Origin of the sequence: Flavobacterium sedimenticola, assembly GCF_030053345.1 — a bacterium.
GTDB lineage: Bacteria > Bacteroidota > Bacteroidia > Flavobacteriales > Flavobacteriaceae > Flavobacterium > Flavobacterium sedimenticola.
Genome location: NZ_JASGBP010000007.1, coordinates 38,098 through 57,361, shown reverse-complemented (window position 1 = coordinate 57,361; position 19,264 = coordinate 38,098). Strand labels below are relative to the sequence as shown.

Below are 19,264 nucleotides of genomic sequence, written 5' to 3'. Positions count from 1 at the left end.
AAAAGAATGGGTAACAAGTGTAAAAGAGAACAGAAAAAATAAAACGATGAAAAATATACTATTTGACTTTATATCGAAATACGTTTCCCTTTCTGAAGAGGAGAAGAATGTACTACTTTCGTTAGACCTGTTCCACACTGTAAAGAAAGGAACAATTTTACTCGAAGAAGGTCAGAAATCAAATGACAGCTATTTTGTATTAAAGGGCTGTATCCGCACGTATTACATAATAGACGGAGATGAAAAAACCACTGCTTTTTACACTGAATTGGATGCCTATACGCCTCATTGTGTTATAAATAAAGCACCTTCTGAATATTTTATTAGTTGTGTTGAAGACGGTATTATTCTGATTGCTGATGAAAACATGTCAGCAGATGTAAACAGTAAATTTCCTAAGTTTGAAATAATGTGCCGAAAGTTGTCTGAAGAATTGTTAGCCAAAAAGCAAACAGACTTTGACGAGTTCAAGACTTCTTCACCTGAACAACGCTACCTGAATCTAATTCAGAAAAGACCTGACCTCGTTCAGCGTGTGCCACAACACCAATTAGCAAGTTATTTGGGTATCAAGCCTCAATCCCTAAGCCGACTAAGAGCAAGAATTATTGAAAAAAAGAACTAAAAAGTATTTCTTAACTTAAGTGAACAAATCTTTTTAGCTTGATAACTCACTTTTGCAATATCGTTTTATATCAAAAAGAAAAGAAATGCAAAAGAGAATTTTATGGATTGGACTTGCAATAGTGTTGGCAAACAGTTTGCAGGTAAATGCACAATATGATAATCAAGACCTTAGTAATAAGAGGTGGTTCGTAGGTAGTACTTTATTTTTATTGGGTAATTTTGATGAAGTAAACCCTCCAGGCTTTGTTCAACTGAATTTAGGGTATCGTATCACTGGAAAAGATGTTATTTCTCTTGAACTAATAACTTGGAAGCATGCATGGCCACTTGGCATTAACCCATTTTATAATGATGCATACGGAGAGCCCCAAGAGAAATTTCCAGGATATATTAGAGAATATGGAATTGGTTTAGCGTATCAAAGGTTTTTTTGGAAAGGTCTTTACGCAGCATCACATGTAATGCCCATGTGGCAAACTTATAAGAATGAAAACGGTGATATGGTGGGTAATGGTTTCATTATTTTCAATACTTATAGAATTGGCTATCACTTTAAACTCTTTAGGCATAAGTTTTTTATAGAACCATCTATTGGTATTGCTGGTCGTCCATACTACACTGAAATGCCTGATGGATTTAAAGAAAAAGATGATAAGTGGCCAAAATGGACACCTGAACCAGGGTTACATTTCGGATTTAATTTTTAGTTGATAATTCATGAATACACAAAATGAACTAAAAGACCTGAAAGTCAATTTGAAGCTCAAGCTTGCTACGCTGTGGACAAGTTTAATGTTTCTCTATATCTATGTAGATTATTTCCACTTATACATGCCAAGTAAAATAGAAGATATTCAGAGCGGAATCGTATATAAATTTGATATTACACAAGAATTTCTTTTGACTGCACTTGTCTCACTGACAATTCCGGCACTCATGATTTTCCTTTCTGTTACCCTGCCGGCAAAAATAAATCGCTTTACAAATATTATTATTGCCTCAGTGTATATTCCCTTTACATTATTCAACTTGGCTGGCGAGGTCTGGATGCAGATGTTGTTCGGTGCTGCTGTAGAAGTCACACTTCTCTGTCTGATTATACGTTATGCTTGGAAATGGCCACGTATTGAACCATAAAAACCCACAAATAGAAATCATGAGTAGACCATTTTCAATGTTTTGAAAAAATTAGGCTTAAACGACAAATTGTTTAACAAAATAATCAAAAGATTGCTCTAAACAAATTAATGGATAAATAACTATTCTATAAAAAAGTAAAAGGAAAATACATCTTATTAATCGAAAAACAATATCAATTAACTCTTAAGGTTTAAAATGAGTTAAGAATTTAAAAGATCTCAACAAATTCGTTTGAAATTATTCGTAATAATACCGAGTAATCTATCTATATTTCTATTCGAAAAATATCTGCAGTTAATAATTTTTAGTTGGTTATAAAAAGACAAAATCTATCTCTGTTAAGAAGATATACCATAATGAAAAGTCCAAATTAAAAAGGCAATTTCAAATTCAACTTAAATTTTCCTTCATTCATCACTTTTTTTCCTTTGGTAATTATTTTACCCATGAACCTGAAAGCTTTTCAGTTTAGTTTCGCTTCATATTTAATGTTTAATCCTAATAAAATTATTTATGAATCGAGAATTAGTTTTTTTAAGAACATTTGCAGTGGCTACCGTACTAGGGATTGTTTTTGTAACAAATGCTGCATTCAATAAAAATGGAAACCAAAAGTTTAGTGAGATTGATGTCGAAAGAATCAATATAGTCGAGAAAGATGGTACCGTTAAAATGATTATTACCAATGTTGATAAATTTCCAAACGGTAAAACCAAAATAAACGGTAGACCAACCAACGAAGAAAGAAAAAAACGTTCAGGAATGCTTTTCTTTAACGAAGATGGTATAGAGTGCGGTGGATTTATATATGATGGGCAAAAAAGCGCTAACGGACACAGCTCGGGATTATCGCTAACGTTTGACCAATATGATGGTGACCAGGTAATGCAGTTACTAACTCAAGATTATAAAGAAGGAGATTACAGAAGAGTAACAAGCGGTTTGATGTTTAGTGATCGTCCAACAAAAGAGTCCCAAATTAAAACCGGACTAATCATGAAGGAACTCGAGGAACTCGGCAAGAAAGACCCGAAAGCAGCAGATGAAAAATACAAAACATATGTTGAGCAAGGACTATTGGGTGGAGCCCCAAGAATGATGCTCGGAAAATCAGGCAGTGAAAGTAACGGAGTATTTCTTTTTGACAATAAAGGTATGCCTAAGGCAATGTTTTATGTAGACAAGGAAAATAACGCAAAACTTGATTTTTTTGACGATAAAGGGAATACAATTGCATCATTTCCAGAAAAAAAATAGTAGATTCTTAAGAAACTATTTGCCCATATTGATACTGCTTTAGTCATAATCAATAAATGAATAGCATTCAATTACTGTAAAATTGCAAAGAAAATATACAGAATGGGTATATACTTATTCAAAGAATTCCCAAGAACAATCCATTTTTGTGTCCTAATAATTGTTTATTTGAAACAAGAGAACAAAATGAAACAATCCGAAATATAAAACTTTACAACATGTTCTCCATTGAAATAACAAATTTAAATTTTTCGTATAACGTTAAATCACCTATCCTTAAAAATTTAAATCTTCAAGTTCCAAAAGGAAGTATTTATGGCTTTATAGGTCATAATGGTGCGGGTAAGTCAACTACTATGCGCCTAATAGCAGGATTATATCCTGATGATTTCAAAAAAGTAAAAGTTTTTGACAAATATATTTCTGATCAACTACCAAATATTTTCAATCGTATCGGTGCATTAATAGAAAGTCCAACATTATACCAGCACTTATCCGGTGAAGATAACCTTAAATATATTGCTACAATAAGAAAAGTTGATTTTGATAAGATAGATGATATCCTCAATACTGTTGATTTATTACAAGCAAAAAAAAAATTAGTAAAAAATTATTCTCTTGGAATGAAACAACGTTTGGCTATTGCTATGGCAATGATTCATGATCCCGAATTATTACTATTAGATGAACCGATAAATGGTCTCGACCCTACTGGAATTATCGAGATGAGAGAATTGTTGTTGAAGATTAACCAAGAAAAAGGAACAACAATATTCATTTCCAGTCACTTACTTGGTGAAATTGAAAAAACCTGCACACATGTGGGGATAATTGCTCGAGGTGAAATAAAATTTGAAGGAACAATAAAAGAGTTAGAAAATACTTTTTCAACATTTCTAATAGAAATCGAAACCAATTTAAATGTCGATACTAGCAATTGGATTCTAAACAATATACAATCTGCTCAGATTCTTTCAAAACAATTAGTGGCATTTTCAATTATTCAAAAAGAAGACATCCCGCAATTAATAAAAAAACTAACTGAGCAAAACATTCCCATATATAGTTTAAAAAATAAACGAGGATTAGAAGAATGGTTTCTTGAAATAACCAATAATTAATGTAATGATATCAAGTTTTTTTCAAAATATTACTGTATTTCTCAAAGGAGAATTTATCAAAAAGAAAAAGAGTGGATTTTATTGGATCGCTGCTATTCTTGGATTGTTATTTCCAGTATCAATTTTCATTTCCAATGTAATCGAACCTACTGTATTCAAGCCAAGTGTTGACTTCAACATTTATGAGATGTTTTTTACTGAAAGTGCTAGAGCTATAGCTTTCTTTTCGCTTACTATTTCAATTATACACAACTCAAGTAAGATTGCTCAACTAGACCACAAAAGTGGTGGCTGGCAATTAATGGAACTATTGCCTTTACAGAAAAGTTCGATTTACTTTGGTAAATTTTTAATATTGATTTCTTCATCTGCGCTTCTAATCATTACTTACATATTTTCTGGTCTATTATTTACGTATTCATACTTTTTGTTTAATGACCTCCCTGCAAATGCAATCACAGAAATACCGTGGAGCTTCATCGGCAAAGCATTTCTAAAAATTATATTGGCCTCATGGTTTTTAACTGCCATTCAATATACCCTCTCTGTACTTATCTCAAGTTACATTTGGTCACTATCAATTGGTTTTCTGGCATTTATCATTTCAAGTATACTTGAATACAACGGAAAATTTCACCCATCAAATCCGTTCCAGGTTTTGAGCCATACGGGACAAAATATACAAGGTGGTGATTTGGATAATTATATAATATATACCGAATACTTTAGTCTGTTTGCTGGTACAGTCATACTAATTTTTGGTTTTTTGTGGTATAAAAATAAAGGCTTTATAAGAGCCTTTTGGAAAAGTAACTATTATAGAATCAGAAGTATAATTGGTATGCTTCTGATTCTATTATTGTCCATTAGTTATTTAGCACCCAAAAAACAATTTGAACACAACCGCACCATTATAATGGGGGACATTACAAGTGACTTACCAATCAGTATGGCTTATTTAATTCATCCTACCATCAAAGATACAGTAGCAAAAATTGAAGTTTCTAATGGCCAATTCAAACATATTTTTAAAGATTCTTTACCGTTATCAAATTATATTTTAATTTTTCAAAATTATGGATCTGCTAAAGTCGTAATGGGAACTAACGATAGTATTGTAGCGTCGGTAAAATTTCAAAATGGCCGTTTTGACTACAAAATTAAAGGAAATAGAATTGCGGAAAACAATTTCAAAAGTAAAATTGACGAATGGCCTTATGTTAAGTATCAAATAAAAGAAGGATTTGATTTACATCAATACCAAAACTTGCAAAATGATTTACTTAACATTGCCCAAAATGATTTAAAAAATATAAAAGAATATAGAAGTAAAGACAACTTGACATATCGTGATGATTTAAAAGAGATTATAGAAAAAGAAATAATATTAGATAACTTACTTTATAAAGAAATGTTATCAAAGAAAGTTGGTGCCTTGTATCCGGAAAAAAGAATAAATTGGAACATCGGATGGGAAGAATTAGAAAACAGATTAAGTCTTAACGATTTACAAATGTTGGACAAAGAAAAGTATCTCGAATATTTAGAACTTAGAATTCTGAAGAATGATACCAGTGAATTGGCAGGAGATATTAAGCTTCTTCAGGCATTTCAGAAATTACCAAAAGGTGAGTTTAAAGATAAAATAATGTATAGTAAATTATCAACTCTTTTAGAAAATAGTAATACAAATTCAGAAAGGGATGAACTGTATAAATACAGTAAAAACATAACTTCACAGAAATTTAGAAATAATTTAAAGTTTTTACATCAAAACTTACAGAAATTAGGAAGAGGAAAATTAGCTTTTAATTTTAGTGCTAGTGATTTACAAAATAAAAATGTTAGATTATCTGACTTAAAAGGAAAATGGATAATTATTAATTTTTATCAATCTTGGTCAGAATTAAGCTCAAATGAAAACTCGTATTTTGAAAACATAGCCTTTAAATATCAAAAAAATAAAATAGCTTTTGTTTCTTTGAGTACAGACCAAAACAAATCCAAATGGGTTACAGAGGCTAAAAATAAGTCAAAAAAAGTGTTGCAATGGTATGCAAATAATAGCAAACAAGTAAACTTTAATTACCAGATAACAAGTATACCGCGATTTGTAATGATTGATCCCGAAGGAAAAATTTATCAATCAAAAATGGCTCGCCCATCAGAAGCTTCTTTTGAAATGATCTTACGAAAAGCTTTAGATTTAAGAGATTTGGAATAACACTTAATCTTAAACTGATAATCAAATTTCTTTCACCATAAACAAAATCGTTTAAAACCTGTAACCATTGCTATCAAAATATTGAAAAAAATAAAGCATAAATTTGGGATAAAATATCAAATGAAACGTATCAATTTCGAAATGAAAAAATTTATTGATAAAATATATGTTCACCGATATTTTATTTTATTCATTATGCTGTATTCATATGTGCAGTCTATTTACAGTAGAATATCAGTAATTGACGAAATTAACCTATACACTTTCACGCCCGAAGCTTTTTTTTTCACACCAATTTCTACAGGTATCCTATTCTTGATTATAATGTCATTTATAAAATTATGGCAAAAATCAGAAATGCTATATTCAAAAGAAATACTGAAAATTTTTGTTGCATCAATGGTTATGTATCCGCTCACGATGCAACTTTTAGGCTTAATCATTGCCTATTCATTTGATAATATCGAACAAAACTTTAATCAAAACGTTTTTTTGAAAACAACATTTAGGTTTTTTTTAGACGGATTTGTTTATGGTAGTTTCATCCTTACATATTACTACTTCAACAAAAACAAAAACTATCAAAAGCAATTGTCTAATTCTCTACAGGCACTCTCTGAGAGTAAAATACATCAGTTAAAAACCCAACTCAATCCTCACTTTCTATTTAATAATCTTAATGTTTTAGACCAATTAATTGAAGAAGATAAAAATAAAGCCTCTGATTTTTTAAATGAATTTGCAGATATTTACAGATATGTTCTACATGTATCTGACAAGAAATTAGTGTCTTTGAGTGATGAGCTGTCTTTTGCAAGGCAATATTTCAAATTAATAGAACACAAATACGGCCTAGCGTATCAGCTTCAAATTAAAGGAACTGCTAATGGCTTTATTGTTCCTTTAACACTACAACTGCTCATTGAGAATGCAATTCAGCATAACTTAGGTACTTTAAAGAATCCGGTTTGTATAGTATTAGAGGTCAATGAAACCATTAGCGTAAAAAATAACTTTATTTCCAAAACAAGCACGAAACAAACATCTGGCCGTAGTCTTCAAAATATTAAAGAGCAATATCATTTACTTACCAACAATCCCATAGAAATTAATAAAAATGATACCCATTTTTCAGTAATCATTCCCATAATTCAATCGCATGATAAAAATACTAATTATTGAAGATGAAATACCGGCGCAAAAAAAATTGAAGAGATTTATTGCAGAACTTAAAGATGAGACAGAATTGGCGGCTGTAATAAATAACGTGAATGCTGCCATACATTTCCTGAAGGAGAGAACGGTAGATTTAATTATCTCTGACATTGAATTACTGGATGGTAATGCCTTTGAAATCTTTAAAAAGGTTGATGTAAAATGTCCTATTATTTTCACAACGGCTTATGATCATTTTTGGATGGATGCTTTTGAAAGTAATGGAATATCTTATCTGTTAAAACCTTTTTCCAAGGAACGTTTTACGGGAGCTTGGGAAAAATTTATGCTTTTGAGGAACTCGTCATTTAATAAAAATGAACAACTCTCCAATCTTTCGCAACTCATTGAAGAAAATTTCTCTAAAAAGACGTTTAAAAAAAGATTTACAGTATATCAAAAGCAAAGCCTTTATTTTATTGAAGTTGAAGATATTTTGATGTTTGAAGCTAATGAAGGAGTTGTCTTTGCATTAGATACTTCCGGCAAAAAACATTTAATCAACGAATTAACCCTTAAGGAAGTTGAAACTAAATTAAATCCTGATGACTTCTTCAGAATCAATCGTGGTGAACTAGTAAACAGAGCATTCATAGAGAAGGTTGAACGTTATTCAAAAAATACGTTGGCAGTCAAAATACGCGGACATAAAAAACTACTTTTAACCAGCCAAGGTAAAACAGCTCTTTTTAGAGAATGGGTAACCCAATAATTCATCTCCGGATTGTAATCAATTGTATTAAAATTATCTTAAAGAAGTGGTTTCCTGCCGATATGTTGGAAAATAAAATGTATTTTTAAAGTACCGTAAAACGTAACTCACGGTTATTAAAAAACATAAAAAAAGGGAACATGGAACAAGTCCGATCTTACTTCGAAAAGAACGTTAAAATAACCGAAAAAGATTGGCAAATTTTCTCTTCAAAACTCTCAAAACATACATTCCCAAAAAAACATATAATCTTAAATGCCGGACAAACGGAAAAATACCTTTCCTTTATCGAAAGTGGGGTTATCCGCTTTTTCATTCCTAGCAAATTACAAGATTTAACCTTTACTTTTGCTTTTGAAAACAACTTTGTGAGTGCTTATGACTCGTTTTTAACAAAGCAACCCGCAACATACAGCATAGAAACTTTAACTGAAACCACTATTTGGCGCTTATCGTTTGATGATTTGCAAATAGTTTATAATGAAACTCAAATTGGGAACACTATCGGACGAAAAGCAGCAGAAGAATTATTTTTAAAAAAATCCAAGCGAGAACTATCGTTCCTGACTCAAACGGCTGAGGAACGATACCTGAATTTATTTACCGAACAACCAAATTTGTTAAAACGCATCCCTCTTAAATATATTGCTTCCTATATCGGTATCACACCACAAGCATTAAGCAGAATAAGGAAAAGAATTTATTAACTTGGGTTCATTGTCTGAAGTTTTACTGCCCGCTAAATTTGCCTCAAAAAATCGAATATAAAATGAAAACAGACAAAAAAATTCTACTAACACTTATTTTTAGTTTTTTTAAAAGCACTTTATTTTTCGGACAAGAAGCAAAACAAATTGTAAAAATAGATAATCTCGAAAATAAAAAAGGCATCCTTTACATTGGTTGGTATAACCAGTCTTCTTCATTTAGAATAAACGATAAAGCCATTTACAAACAAAAAGTTTCGGTTAATAATCAAAAAGAATTGAGTGTAATTTTTAATGACATCCCCAAAGGTAAATATGCTGTAGCCGTTTTTTTAGATGAAAACAATAACTATAAACTCGATAAAAATTTTCTTGGTATACCCAAAGAAAAATATGGATTCTCAAACAATGTTTTACCATCGTTAAGACCGGCAACCTTTGATGAGTCTGCTTTTGAATTGAATGGAAAAGAAACAACAATTATTAACATTACATTAAAATAAAACACATGAAACCTTTATTTGTTTTATTAGCTGTGACTCTTGCCTCCCTTTTTATAGTAAAGTTTTTCACTCAAGAATATAATTTCCACCTGGCCGCAAAAATAGGCATGTCGGCAATGCTCTTTTTTACAGCGATGGGTCATTTTATCTACTCCAAAGGAATGGCAATGATGATACCTCCCGTAATACCCGGTAAAACTGAAATTGTATATGCAACCGGAGTGTTAGAAATAATATTGGGCATATTTCTCTTGATTCCCAAGTTTAGCGTTACAACCGGTTGGATAATTATCCTCTTCTTTATACTCATACTCCCCGCAAATGTGTACGCAGCTATGAGCCACATTAACTATCAAAGGGCTACTTTTGATGGCCAAGGAATAAACTATTTGTGGTTTAGGATTCCGCTGCAAATCTTGTTTATAGTATGGGTTTATATTTCAGCAATTAAAGTAAGCTATGAAACTATCTAATAACGTAATTCTAATAACTGGTGGAACATCGGGTATTGGTCTTGAAATGGTTCGAACGTTTTATTCACTAAACAATAAATTAATTGTTGCATCAAAAAGTGAATCAAAATTGGATGAGTTAAAAAAACAATTCCCTACAATAGAGATTATAACCTGTGACTTAGGAGATAATAACTCTGTTAAAAACTTAATAAACGAATGCCTCCTCAATTACAAGAAAATCAATATTATTATAAATAACGCCGGTATTCAATACAATTACTCTTGGATGACGGAAAAGTATGGTTATGATAAAATTGAAAATGAAATAAGAGTAAACTTAACCAGTCCGATGCAAATCATTTACGGGTTACTGCCGCTATTATTGGAAAAACAAAACGCTGCTATAATCAATATCTCTTCCGGTCTGGCATTTGCTCCTAAAAAATCAGCTCCTATTTATTGTGCCACAAAAGCAGCAATACACAATGCAACGAAATCAATTCGTTATCAGTTAGAACATACTACAATTAAGGTCTTTGAAATCATACCACCATTAGTTGATACACCTATGACAGAAGGCCGAGGAACAGATAAGATAAGCTCAAAAAAATTGGTGGAAGAGTTTTTAAAAAATTTTGAAAAAGGAAAACTAGAGAGCAATATAGGCAAAACGAAACTATTAAGATTTATTAATAGAATAGCACCTAAAATAGCTCAAAGTATATTGAAGAATGGTTGATTTTAAATATCTCTAGATTAATATTGAATAGGTTTTAAGCCTTTAATTAGACAGTTTACATTTACGATCAGGCTTATCTATGTCGTGTTTAAAAGGAATCTTAATCCAAAAGATTCCAAAATTTGATACCTCCGAGTAAATCAATCGAGACAAGTTGATTTTCTGTAGCATTTACTTTTATTTTATTTACGGTACCTTTATGTCCAATGAGATTATCAATTAAAGTACCGGTTTCCTTATCCCAAACTCTAATTGACTTATCAATACTGGCAGTATAAATTCTATTTTTAGCAAATTTGGCTGATGTCAAAGCCATTTGATAATGTGTGTCTTCAAAAAAACCATTCTTGACCAAAAAACCACTAGTTCTGGCTGCATCTTCACCTCCAATAGATTCTACTGGCCTAATCCAACTTGGGTGTTGCAACGAAAACAATGACTTCCCTTTGGCAACATCAAAAAAATCACAACTATTAAAATTTAAATTTAAATAGTTATTGAATAGATCAACATCCGCTATTCTTGAAGCGCTAATATTTATTTCTTTGATTAATTCACGTTTTAAAAAATTCCACAAAATAATTTTTTTACTCGTTATTAGTGTAATAACATTATTCTTAATAGAATAGATACTTCCTTTTGGCATAACCTCCGGCAACTTTATAGGATTGTAATTATCATCTACATCCCAAATAAATCTATTTCCTCGTTGATCATTGGCAAACAAAAACTTAGAATCATTTGAATAATCAATTCGCAGTGCCCAAGTCTGGATCAAGGAAAGTTTTTTGATGACCTTTCCATTTTGTTTATTAATAATTACAATTCCATTTTCAAGCGTACTAGCAGCTATATGCTTTCTTTTGAAATTATAAGTAATTGCATATATTTCGTCGTTAATTTTTGCCACCTTTTTACTCTTTGGACTCCCTTTAACTATTTGTTCAATTGTTCCATCATACTTTGAAACTAGAACGGTGTCTTTACTCCCTGTATAATAAACATCAGTATAGGAAACAGAATTAATACCGGTCATTTTTGATAAATACAAACCATCATTATCTTGTGCATTTACATTAATGAAAATCAACAAGAAAAATAAAAATAAATTATGGCAAATACTATTATTTTTCATCACTTTTTATTTGAATTAATTTTCCTTTCTCTATTATTTCTAAATTTGATGCCTCCTTTGTCACATTCAAGTGAATACTATTATCACCCCTGTCCCACATCTTAAAGGCTGCTCCCCCTTGTGGTTCTGCAATTAATAAAACTTGCTGATTTGTTTTTGAATCTAACGTTAAAAAAACATTGCCAAAACCATCATCAGTTACATACCCACCTCGCTCTTGACCTTCATGATCATATAACATCAAACCGGAGATAGAACCTCCTTTTCCTCTTGCCGCTATTCTATGTCCATTAGCAAAGTTGGGCTCGGGTATATGAGCGCCTAAAATAGCTCTTTCAATTCCCAAGGAATCAACTATAACGATGCCTCTAACTTTCAGAACTTTATCATTATAATTGATAACCGTTTCATCCTTTTTGGCGGTAAATGCGAAAAGATAAAAAGCAAAAAAAATCAGGTTTAAAAAAGATACAATACTTATAATTCTTGTTTTCATAAAAATTTATTTTTTACAAAAAAAAAAACAAAAATAACCATAAGCAATAGATATAATCAGGTAAAATAATATACCTGAACTCAGGTAGTGTGCGTTTTTAAAATGACAAAATTATAAAAGAACTCGATTTTGAAGTTAGACTTACTCAATTCTTGTTTATAAAACAAATAAAATTAGATTGGAAAAAGCTACTTTACTCTTCTTGTAATCTTCAATAGGCGATTTCCTCCTTTCTGAAATTCATAATCAACCTTATGAATATTGATTTCAAAATCTGATTCAAAATAGGCAATGATTTCCTTTAAGACCTCTGATTCATGACCATTTAAGTTAAGTAATGGAAATATTCTTATTTCTTTGCAAATACGTAACATTTCAGATATTGATTTTAGGTGAAAATCTAATCCAAGTCCTGCATATAAAATCAAAAAATGGGAACTCAATCCCAAATCAAATGACAAATCCTTAAATTCAGTTACCATAGGCAACTCATGACAAACATACCTTCCTTGAACTTTTCCGAGTTCAAAATCTTCAATGAATGCATTCATTGCCTCCATTCTTATGTGCTCTAAATCAGGAATACTTTTAATAGTAGTCCACAAGAACTTATCTCGATTGTTATGGATTTGCTCAAGTATCGTATCCTTAGTTTCTGCTATTCTTTGCTGTATTTCATCTTTAACAAACTGATAAATAGGGTCTAAAGAAGTAACGCTTTTTCCCAGTTTTGTCATTTCGTAATTAAAACTCGCAGGGCCATCACCAAAACTAATAATCTTATGATTTAAATCGTCATTACTTAGGTCAAACATTATTTTGTATTCTCCCATATTACGCCCCCAAGGGACTACGCTTTTTAATTCAAAGGCCATTTTGGTAATTCTTGTGGTTACTAAAGTATAGTTTCCTTTTGCTGTAAACAAATAGCAAAAGGTGAATGGAAAATATAAAATTATAAATCACTGTCTTTCGCTGAATAATTTGCCTAAATTTATTTGTTACCCTTAACTCTAATAAAAATATTAGATACCAATGCTATAAGTGTTGGAATAATAATTACAGAAGGTATTAATGTTGATAGTTTAAAAATTCCGGATTGATTAATATTCGCATTAGACATTTTTTGTAAAGTGTTTGTTATTTCAATTTGTGAAACATCTGATGCTTTTAACTCAACCTCTTTCAAGTTCAGCACAGCGGTAAACCACTCCGGATTTATATAGTTATGATAGAGATATAAAAATGGATCATAAATTAAAAAAGAAACTGCACCAACAAATATTGCTACAAAAATCCTCTGAAAAACAGTTATCTGATATAAGTTCAGCGCTTCCCTTATTGCCCAAAATATCATAATTATAGGTAATAGGATTATAGCAACATCAAAATATTGTCCTACTCTCAAATAAGTTGAATCTAATTTAGTTAACCACATGGTAATGGTATAAACACAAAAACAAAGTCCCATAATTACACCTTGTTTAATCGTTATTCTTAGTATTGATGTCATTATCTTTTATTAGTTTTTAATAGTTATTTTTAAAGTCAAAACAATCTGTAACCTCTATCAATAGTTTTCTATTTTCCATTACGAGCTATTTTATGTTGTAAATAATTGCTTAAAATATATTTTAAGCTAAATTCTATTCACCACAGCTATGGCAATACCATCATGTTCCTTAGTTCCTACCGTTTGTAAAATGGTAGCGGTTACATTTTTGTTTTCACTCAACATTTTGTTAAGCCTCTGCACTCCCTTTACTTTTTCATCATTACTATTAGAATCAAGAACTTTTCCCTCTCTAATAACATTATCAAAAACAATAAGTGTTCCTGGCCTAGAAAGTTGGAGAGCATAAATAAAGTATTCTGCGTAAGGTGGTTTATCCGCGTCTACAAAAATCATATCGTAGGGCTCATCATTTTCAGCAATTATATTGGGTAAAATATCCAATGCACTTCCAATTCTTAGTTCTACTTTGTCAGAAAGACCTGCTTTTTCAATATTCTTTTGAGCTACATCACCATGATTTCTATCAACCTCAATAGTTACCATTTTTCCATTTTCAGGTAAAGCTCTGGCAATCCAAATGGTACTATACCCCCCTAAAGTGCCTAATTCTAATACTTTTTTTGCGTTACAAGCTATCATCAATACTTGCAAAAATTTACCTTGATTGGCAGAAACACTCTGTTGAGGCAATCCTGCAATGTCAAGTGATTCAATTGTCTCTTTTAAAACCATATCCTCACTCCCCAATAAATCGGCTATGTAATTATCAACTCTTTGAAATAATTCTGAATTCATTTTTTATTTACTAATTTATTTTCTCATTTGATTACAGCTAACTTTTAATAACCATTAAGATGTTATTTTATAACAAACTTCTTGAAATTTGATTTAATACAACTGTTGAATAAAAATATTCTAATTCAATTCTCCACTAATGAAAGGCTCAATTTTAGCTTTTTCAGATGGAGGTAACGAATCAAAAAAAACAGTAAGTTTTTGAACGATATAGCTCATTCTGACTACACGTAAAATAGGCTGCCCATTCAACGCTGTAGCCCTAACCATAATACCAAGTAATTGCCCGTTTTCATTAAAAACGCCACCACCACTCATTCCCGAAACAGCTTTAATATTGGCTAAAAATTCTACTTGAGGATTGTAAGGAATATCACCCTCAGGATCCATGTCTTGATTCAGTAATTGAATAATATTCTCAGCTTCTGAATCAGAATAAATTTTACCGGATGAAACAGCACCATTTGGATAGGTTACACGGTCGTTAGGATAACCAATAGCAATAACTACATCACCAATATTTGGAACTGACCACGTTTGATCTGCCAGCGTTCTATTGTTAGGGTCGAACATTTGTAATGGGGAATCGGTCTGTACAAAATCCGGGTAAATTCCAAACATCCCATCATCTATAATTCTTTGGTTATCCATAATACCCAAATAAAAATCATCCTTAGGTAATACCGTAAAATTTGTAGCATCCGAAGGAATGCTGGGATGATAAAGCGCAAAACTGGCAACCCGTTCATTCGTTAAACTTATAGCACCGTTTGTTGGCGGCATAATGGAACCTCCAAAAACGCCATTGTTTATTGAAAATAAATCAAAAAACTCTTCATTAAATGAAGGCCAGGTGCTTACTCCGTAAACATGATTGGCCGAGACGAACAAACCCAGATTATAATTGTTTCTTTTACTCCAAACAACTTTACTCCCCGATCCATTTGTACCTACACTACCTCTGATTTTATTTATCAAACTCACAAAATTAGTATTGGGGTCTTCTAAAGCATCTTCTATTGCAATTAAATCAGTTTCAGTTATTCCTGTTGAAGGCAGTCTAGAACTGTCTTTTGAACAACCGAATAAAATAAAAAATGAACAAATTGTTACTACAAATATTTTTTGCATGTCTTTCATAATTTTATAACTATTTATATTGAACAGAATCATTGTTTAATGAATCGTAAGTCGATTGACTTATCTTGACTTATCGCTTTGAGATAGTAAACCCCTTTACTGTATGTCGATGTATTTATTCTTACATCTTGAGCAGATGTAATAATTCCTTTTTCAATGGTTTGACCTAATGTATTATAGATTATAAAATGATTGGGCAAATCAATATCCTGGGGAATTTTTACAATTAATTCATTATAGGTTGGATTTGGATAAATCTCTATACTTGACAAGGACGATTCAGTACTACTCAAATTTTGATTAATTCCAAAAAATACCGATTCCATATTAAAAAACTCCCCACCACTGGCTATTATTTGTGATTGTGGCGATGTTGTAATACTATAACTACCATCTCCATTGATGCAACAAATACCATCACCCGAGACATCATAAATGGTAAACTCATAACATTCGTTATTTTGAACCGAAACATATTGACTGTTAATGGTACCTCCTAAATAATTACCACCGTTGGCAACAACTACATTCTGGCTATTCTTGAGGGTCCAATAGGTGTCTGCCGGATAAAAATCTACGTCAATTGTGATGATGATTGATTGTGTATTGAATGAACTATATTCGAAGCTTTTAGATCTTGAATTATTCAGAGCATTATCGTCACTAACTCCATTTATAGTGTATAAAGTAACGTTTAATACGTTACTACCCGGCAAAGCCGATAACACCGGCAGAACAAGTAGAGTACTTTCTCCAACTGCTAAACTTCCCGACCAATTGTAAATAAAACTCTCATTATTAAGACCGTAATGTATTTGGGCTGAGGTAATCAAATTATTCCCGACATTTGAAAAATTGATTCGAGGAGAAAAAGGAGTGTTACAAGTGACATCAAAATCAATGATTTCCAGAGATCCGTCATTTAAATATAGCTGACCGGGCTGACAACCCTGTGATGACAACAAGCTTACTCTTCTACTTGCATTTTGTAATACGGTTACCATCCTGTCTTTCTGATTTTGTGTAAACACATTGGTACAGTCATCACTGGTATAATCCATATAATTTTCAATCATGTCTAACCCCGGTGGAATAGGACATGTATCTATCCCAACAGGACAACCGTAATTGGGACTACCAGCTCTGGGCGTATCGGAACAATAGTCATCAACAGTACAATTGCCATCACCCCAAATATGTCTTAACCCAAAAAAATGCCCCATTTCATGAGTTGCAGTTCTTCCCTTATTTCTTACCGTATTATAATCCCCATCAGGATAAATATTGACAGAACCGAAAAACTTATACCCAATGACTATGCCATCTGTATCGTCTTCACCTATGCCCTGAGTTAGACCGTTTAAACCTGAATTGGAGGGAAATTGTGCATAGCCGGCTATCTCTGCCACCTCGCTTCCATTGTACATGAGTGCTATTCTGTTAACAATCCAAATATTCAAATAATCATTAGGATTCCATTGGGTTTGAGGCTTGATGTTCCAATTAAGTTGACTTTTTTGCCATGAACTTTCACTTCCTAAATTATGTCTGGTAATTCCTGTAGTTGGTAACCCATTAGGATCACGACTGGCCAAACAAAATTCAATTTCAATATCAGCTCCAACAGGATTGGTATTAAAACCCGGAGTTCCCGGAGCACGCCTAAAATCCTGATTTAATACCGCTATTTGAGACAATACTTGCGCATCTGCAATATTCTCATTTACACCTATGGGATCTCCATTGTGAATAATGTGTACCACAACCGGTATAACTGCAACATTTGTATTGCTGGAAATAGCATCATATTTATTTTTAAGTGCTCTGGTTCTGAATGCTTCAATTTTAGGTGCCAACCAATTTTCAAATTCAACCGTTGTTGCTCTGTTTGGAAACCTTTTCTTTAATAGCGCTTCGTTTTCACTTGTCGCACAAGGCATAATAGGCAACGAATTTTGGGTTGTTTCTTCATATGCTTTTTGCTGCTCCTTATTCTGACTGACTGCTTTGGCAGTCATCACTAAAAAAAAGATTAAACAAAAAATATTTCTTTTTTCAGGAACAGCTTTCATAATAACATAAAATTAAAATTACTGACTCCAATGATTTGTAGAAACAATTGGAAGTATTCTTTCGATAATTAAAACCATAAAGAAAAGAACTACAGCTTGTAACTAAAATTAAAGGACACTAAAGCCGTATTGGAGTGCATAAGTCTTAAATTATCCTTTTTTATTTTATTCAAGTCCCCTTGAAAATCAATCAATATCGCAAAATCAGTTTTTGGATTTAACTTAAAAACGGCACCTCCTTGTACATCCATTCCGAAATTTATCCCTAAATCTTCCTCATCAATGAAATTTCCGATTTCTAAACTTTGCAAATAGCTTCCATATACGTGAACACCGTAAATGAAAGACACATTTTGATTCAAATCTTTAACATATATTATCCCCACTGGTAAAGCAAATGATATATTTTTTACACCGGATTGTTGACCATCTTTAATAAAATTGGCTCTAAAACTTGAAATCCTAAGGCCATAATCCAATGAGATTTTTTTTGCTATGCTATTTGACAGCATCAAATCAAATTGCACCAGGTTACCCTCAATAGGTTCAAAATTGTCTAATTTCAAAGTCGAAAAGCCTATTTTTTGTCTGAAAGAAAATTGCATCTCTCTACTCTGCTGACTGTTATTTCCATTTGTATTTTCTTGACCATTACTGAGGCTTATAAATGAAATAAAAAAAATAAAAATGAATCTTTTCATAATTGTCATTAGATTAATATTGTTGAATTATTTAATAAAGATTACGTGTTAATTGAAAATGATACAATAACATTTTGAGCTAAAAATTGTAAAAACAACAGGGAATACTTGGGCTTTTACAAACACAAACCTAAAGTCAAAAGAAGTCAAAAAAAATACCTTTAAAAAGGTAAAACGCATTACCTGAAATCAGGTAAAATGAGCTTAAACTAAAAATTTGAACATAAAAACACAAGGAAGCTACAGCCTATGGATTATTCAAAACCACTATCATTGACTTGCTTCAATTGAGCATCAAGATACTCTACTGAATTTGAAATCCACTTCCTGCAATTACTTTCCAATGATTGTCAAAAAATTGCCATACTCTTAAATATCTGAACTTTCCATCAATAACTTGATCTGCATATTTTGCTTTCAAATGGACAGTAACGGCTACTGTAGAAATATTTCCTGTTATCTGTATAATTTGTTCGCTCGGCAAAATTTCACTAACGGTCATAATTCCGGAACGATAATTTTGAATATCCATTTCTTTGGTAATAGTATGACCGGTTGGAATATTAAAAATCAAATTTTCATGAAGCAATTCATCCAGAACCTTAATATCACCGGTCTTTATTGCTTCTAAAAGTTTATTTTCACATTCCACTATTTGCTCATATTGTTTCATATTACTTGTATTTTTATCAGTTGTTTATCGTTTATA

21 protein-coding genes are annotated in these 19,264 nt (G+C 31.7%); 12 read left to right on the top strand and 9 right to left on the bottom strand.

What is annotated here, in order from left to right:
* Positions 1-46 precede the first annotated feature (46 nt).
* The 12 genes from QHT84_RS10895 (at position 47) to QHT84_RS10840 (ending at position 10,700) form a co-directional block, all read left to right on the top strand.
* Complete coding sequence (locus QHT84_RS10895; protein ID WP_283239598.1) at positions 47-625, top strand: Crp/Fnr family transcriptional regulator; 579 nt, start codon at positions 47-49, stop codon at positions 623-625.
* A gap of 85 nt (positions 626-710) precedes the next feature.
* Positions 711-1,334, top strand: a complete 624-nt coding sequence (locus QHT84_RS10890) for a hypothetical protein (protein WP_283239597.1) — start codon at positions 711-713, stop codon at positions 1,332-1,334.
* A gap of 10 nt (positions 1,335-1,344) precedes the next feature.
* Entirely contained in the window at positions 1,345-1,764 is a 420-nt protein-coding gene (locus QHT84_RS10885) for a DUF6326 family protein (protein WP_283239596.1), read from the top strand.
* A 516-nt stretch (positions 1,765-2,280) separates the two neighbouring features.
* Positions 2,281-3,024, top strand: coding sequence for a hypothetical protein (locus QHT84_RS10880; protein WP_283239595.1), 744 nt, complete (start codon positions 2,281-2,283; stop codon positions 3,022-3,024).
* A gap of 218 nt (positions 3,025-3,242) precedes the next feature.
* The gene (locus QHT84_RS10875) at positions 3,243-4,145 is read left to right on the top strand and encodes an ABC transporter ATP-binding protein (protein WP_283239594.1); all 903 of its coding nucleotides are present in this window, start codon (positions 3,243-3,245) and stop codon (positions 4,143-4,145) included.
* Between the two features lie 4 nt (positions 4,146-4,149).
* Positions 4,150-6,369: a redoxin domain-containing protein gene (locus QHT84_RS10870; RefSeq protein WP_283239593.1), complete on the top strand. Its 2,220-nt coding sequence runs from the start codon at positions 4,150-4,152 to the stop codon at positions 6,367-6,369.
* Between the two features lie 141 nt (positions 6,370-6,510).
* Positions 6,511-7,551 (top strand): sensor histidine kinase, encoded by a 1,041-nt coding sequence (locus QHT84_RS10865; RefSeq protein WP_283239592.1) that lies wholly within the window; start codon positions 6,511-6,513, stop codon positions 7,549-7,551.
* A complete protein-coding gene (locus tag QHT84_RS10860; protein WP_283239591.1) occupies positions 7,529-8,296 on the top strand; it encodes a LytR/AlgR family response regulator transcription factor in 768 nt (255 codons plus the stop codon). Before QHT84_RS10865 ends, QHT84_RS10860 begins: the two co-directional genes overlap by 23 nt.
* Before the next feature lie 140 nt (positions 8,297-8,436).
* Positions 8,437-9,003, top strand: a complete 567-nt coding sequence (locus QHT84_RS10855) for a Crp/Fnr family transcriptional regulator (RefSeq protein WP_283239590.1) — start codon at positions 8,437-8,439, stop codon at positions 9,001-9,003.
* 62 nt (positions 9,004-9,065) lie between these two features.
* Positions 9,066-9,506 (top strand): DUF2141 domain-containing protein, encoded by a 441-nt coding sequence (locus tag QHT84_RS10850; protein ID WP_283239589.1) that lies wholly within the window; start codon positions 9,066-9,068, stop codon positions 9,504-9,506.
* A gap of 5 nt (positions 9,507-9,511) precedes the next feature.
* Positions 9,512-9,979: a DoxX family protein gene (locus tag QHT84_RS10845; protein ID WP_283239588.1), complete on the top strand. Its 468-nt coding sequence runs from the start codon at positions 9,512-9,514 to the stop codon at positions 9,977-9,979.
* Positions 9,966-10,700: an SDR family oxidoreductase gene (locus QHT84_RS10840; RefSeq protein ID WP_283239587.1), complete on the top strand. Its 735-nt coding sequence runs from the start codon at positions 9,966-9,968 to the stop codon at positions 10,698-10,700. The genes QHT84_RS10845 and QHT84_RS10840 overlap by 14 nt, the downstream gene beginning before the upstream one ends.
* A 100-nt stretch (positions 10,701-10,800) precedes the next feature.
* Here the strand turns inward: QHT84_RS10840 and QHT84_RS10835 are convergent, their stop codons facing one another.
* The 9 genes from QHT84_RS10835 to QHT84_RS10795 all read right to left on the bottom strand — a co-directional run bounded on the left by QHT84_RS10835 (position 10,801) and on the right by QHT84_RS10795 (position 19,228).
* Positions 10,801-11,835, bottom strand: a complete 1,035-nt coding sequence (locus QHT84_RS10835) for a WD40 repeat domain-containing protein (RefSeq protein WP_283239586.1) — start codon at positions 11,833-11,835, stop codon at positions 10,801-10,803.
* Entirely contained in the window at positions 11,825-12,331 is a 507-nt protein-coding gene (locus tag QHT84_RS10830; protein WP_283239585.1) for a hypothetical protein, read from the bottom strand. The genes QHT84_RS10835 and QHT84_RS10830 overlap by 11 nt, the downstream gene beginning before the upstream one ends.
* A 188-nt stretch (positions 12,332-12,519) precedes the next feature.
* Complete coding sequence (locus QHT84_RS10825) at positions 12,520-13,257, bottom strand: hypothetical protein (RefSeq protein ID WP_283239584.1); 738 nt, start codon at positions 13,255-13,257, stop codon at positions 12,520-12,522.
* 68 nt (positions 13,258-13,325) lie between these two features.
* Complete coding sequence (locus tag QHT84_RS10820) at positions 13,326-13,844, bottom strand: DUF4199 domain-containing protein (protein WP_283239583.1); 519 nt, start codon at positions 13,842-13,844, stop codon at positions 13,326-13,328.
* Positions 13,845-13,970: 126 nt separating this feature from the next.
* The gene (locus QHT84_RS10815) at positions 13,971-14,642 is read right to left on the bottom strand and encodes an O-methyltransferase (RefSeq protein ID WP_283239582.1); all 672 of its coding nucleotides are present in this window, start codon (positions 14,640-14,642) and stop codon (positions 13,971-13,973) included.
* A gap of 120 nt (positions 14,643-14,762) precedes the next feature.
* The gene (locus tag QHT84_RS10810) at positions 14,763-15,782 is read right to left on the bottom strand and encodes a serine protease family protein (protein ID WP_283239581.1); all 1,020 of its coding nucleotides are present in this window, start codon (positions 15,780-15,782) and stop codon (positions 14,763-14,765) included.
* A 29-nt stretch (positions 15,783-15,811) separates the two neighbouring features.
* Positions 15,812-17,854, bottom strand: coding sequence for a M43 family zinc metalloprotease (locus QHT84_RS10805; RefSeq protein WP_283239580.1), 2,043 nt, complete (start codon positions 17,852-17,854; stop codon positions 15,812-15,814).
* An 89-nt stretch (positions 17,855-17,943) separates the two neighbouring features.
* Positions 17,944-18,555 carry a hypothetical protein gene (locus QHT84_RS10800; protein ID WP_283239579.1) on the bottom strand — a complete coding sequence of 204 codons (612 nt, stop codon included), beginning with the start codon at positions 18,553-18,555 and terminating at the stop codon, positions 17,944-17,946.
* Between the two features lie 304 nt (positions 18,556-18,859).
* Positions 18,860-19,228 (bottom strand): nuclear transport factor 2 family protein, encoded by a 369-nt coding sequence (locus QHT84_RS10795; protein WP_283239578.1) that lies wholly within the window; start codon positions 19,226-19,228, stop codon positions 18,860-18,862.
* Positions 19,229-19,264 lie beyond the last annotated feature (36 nt).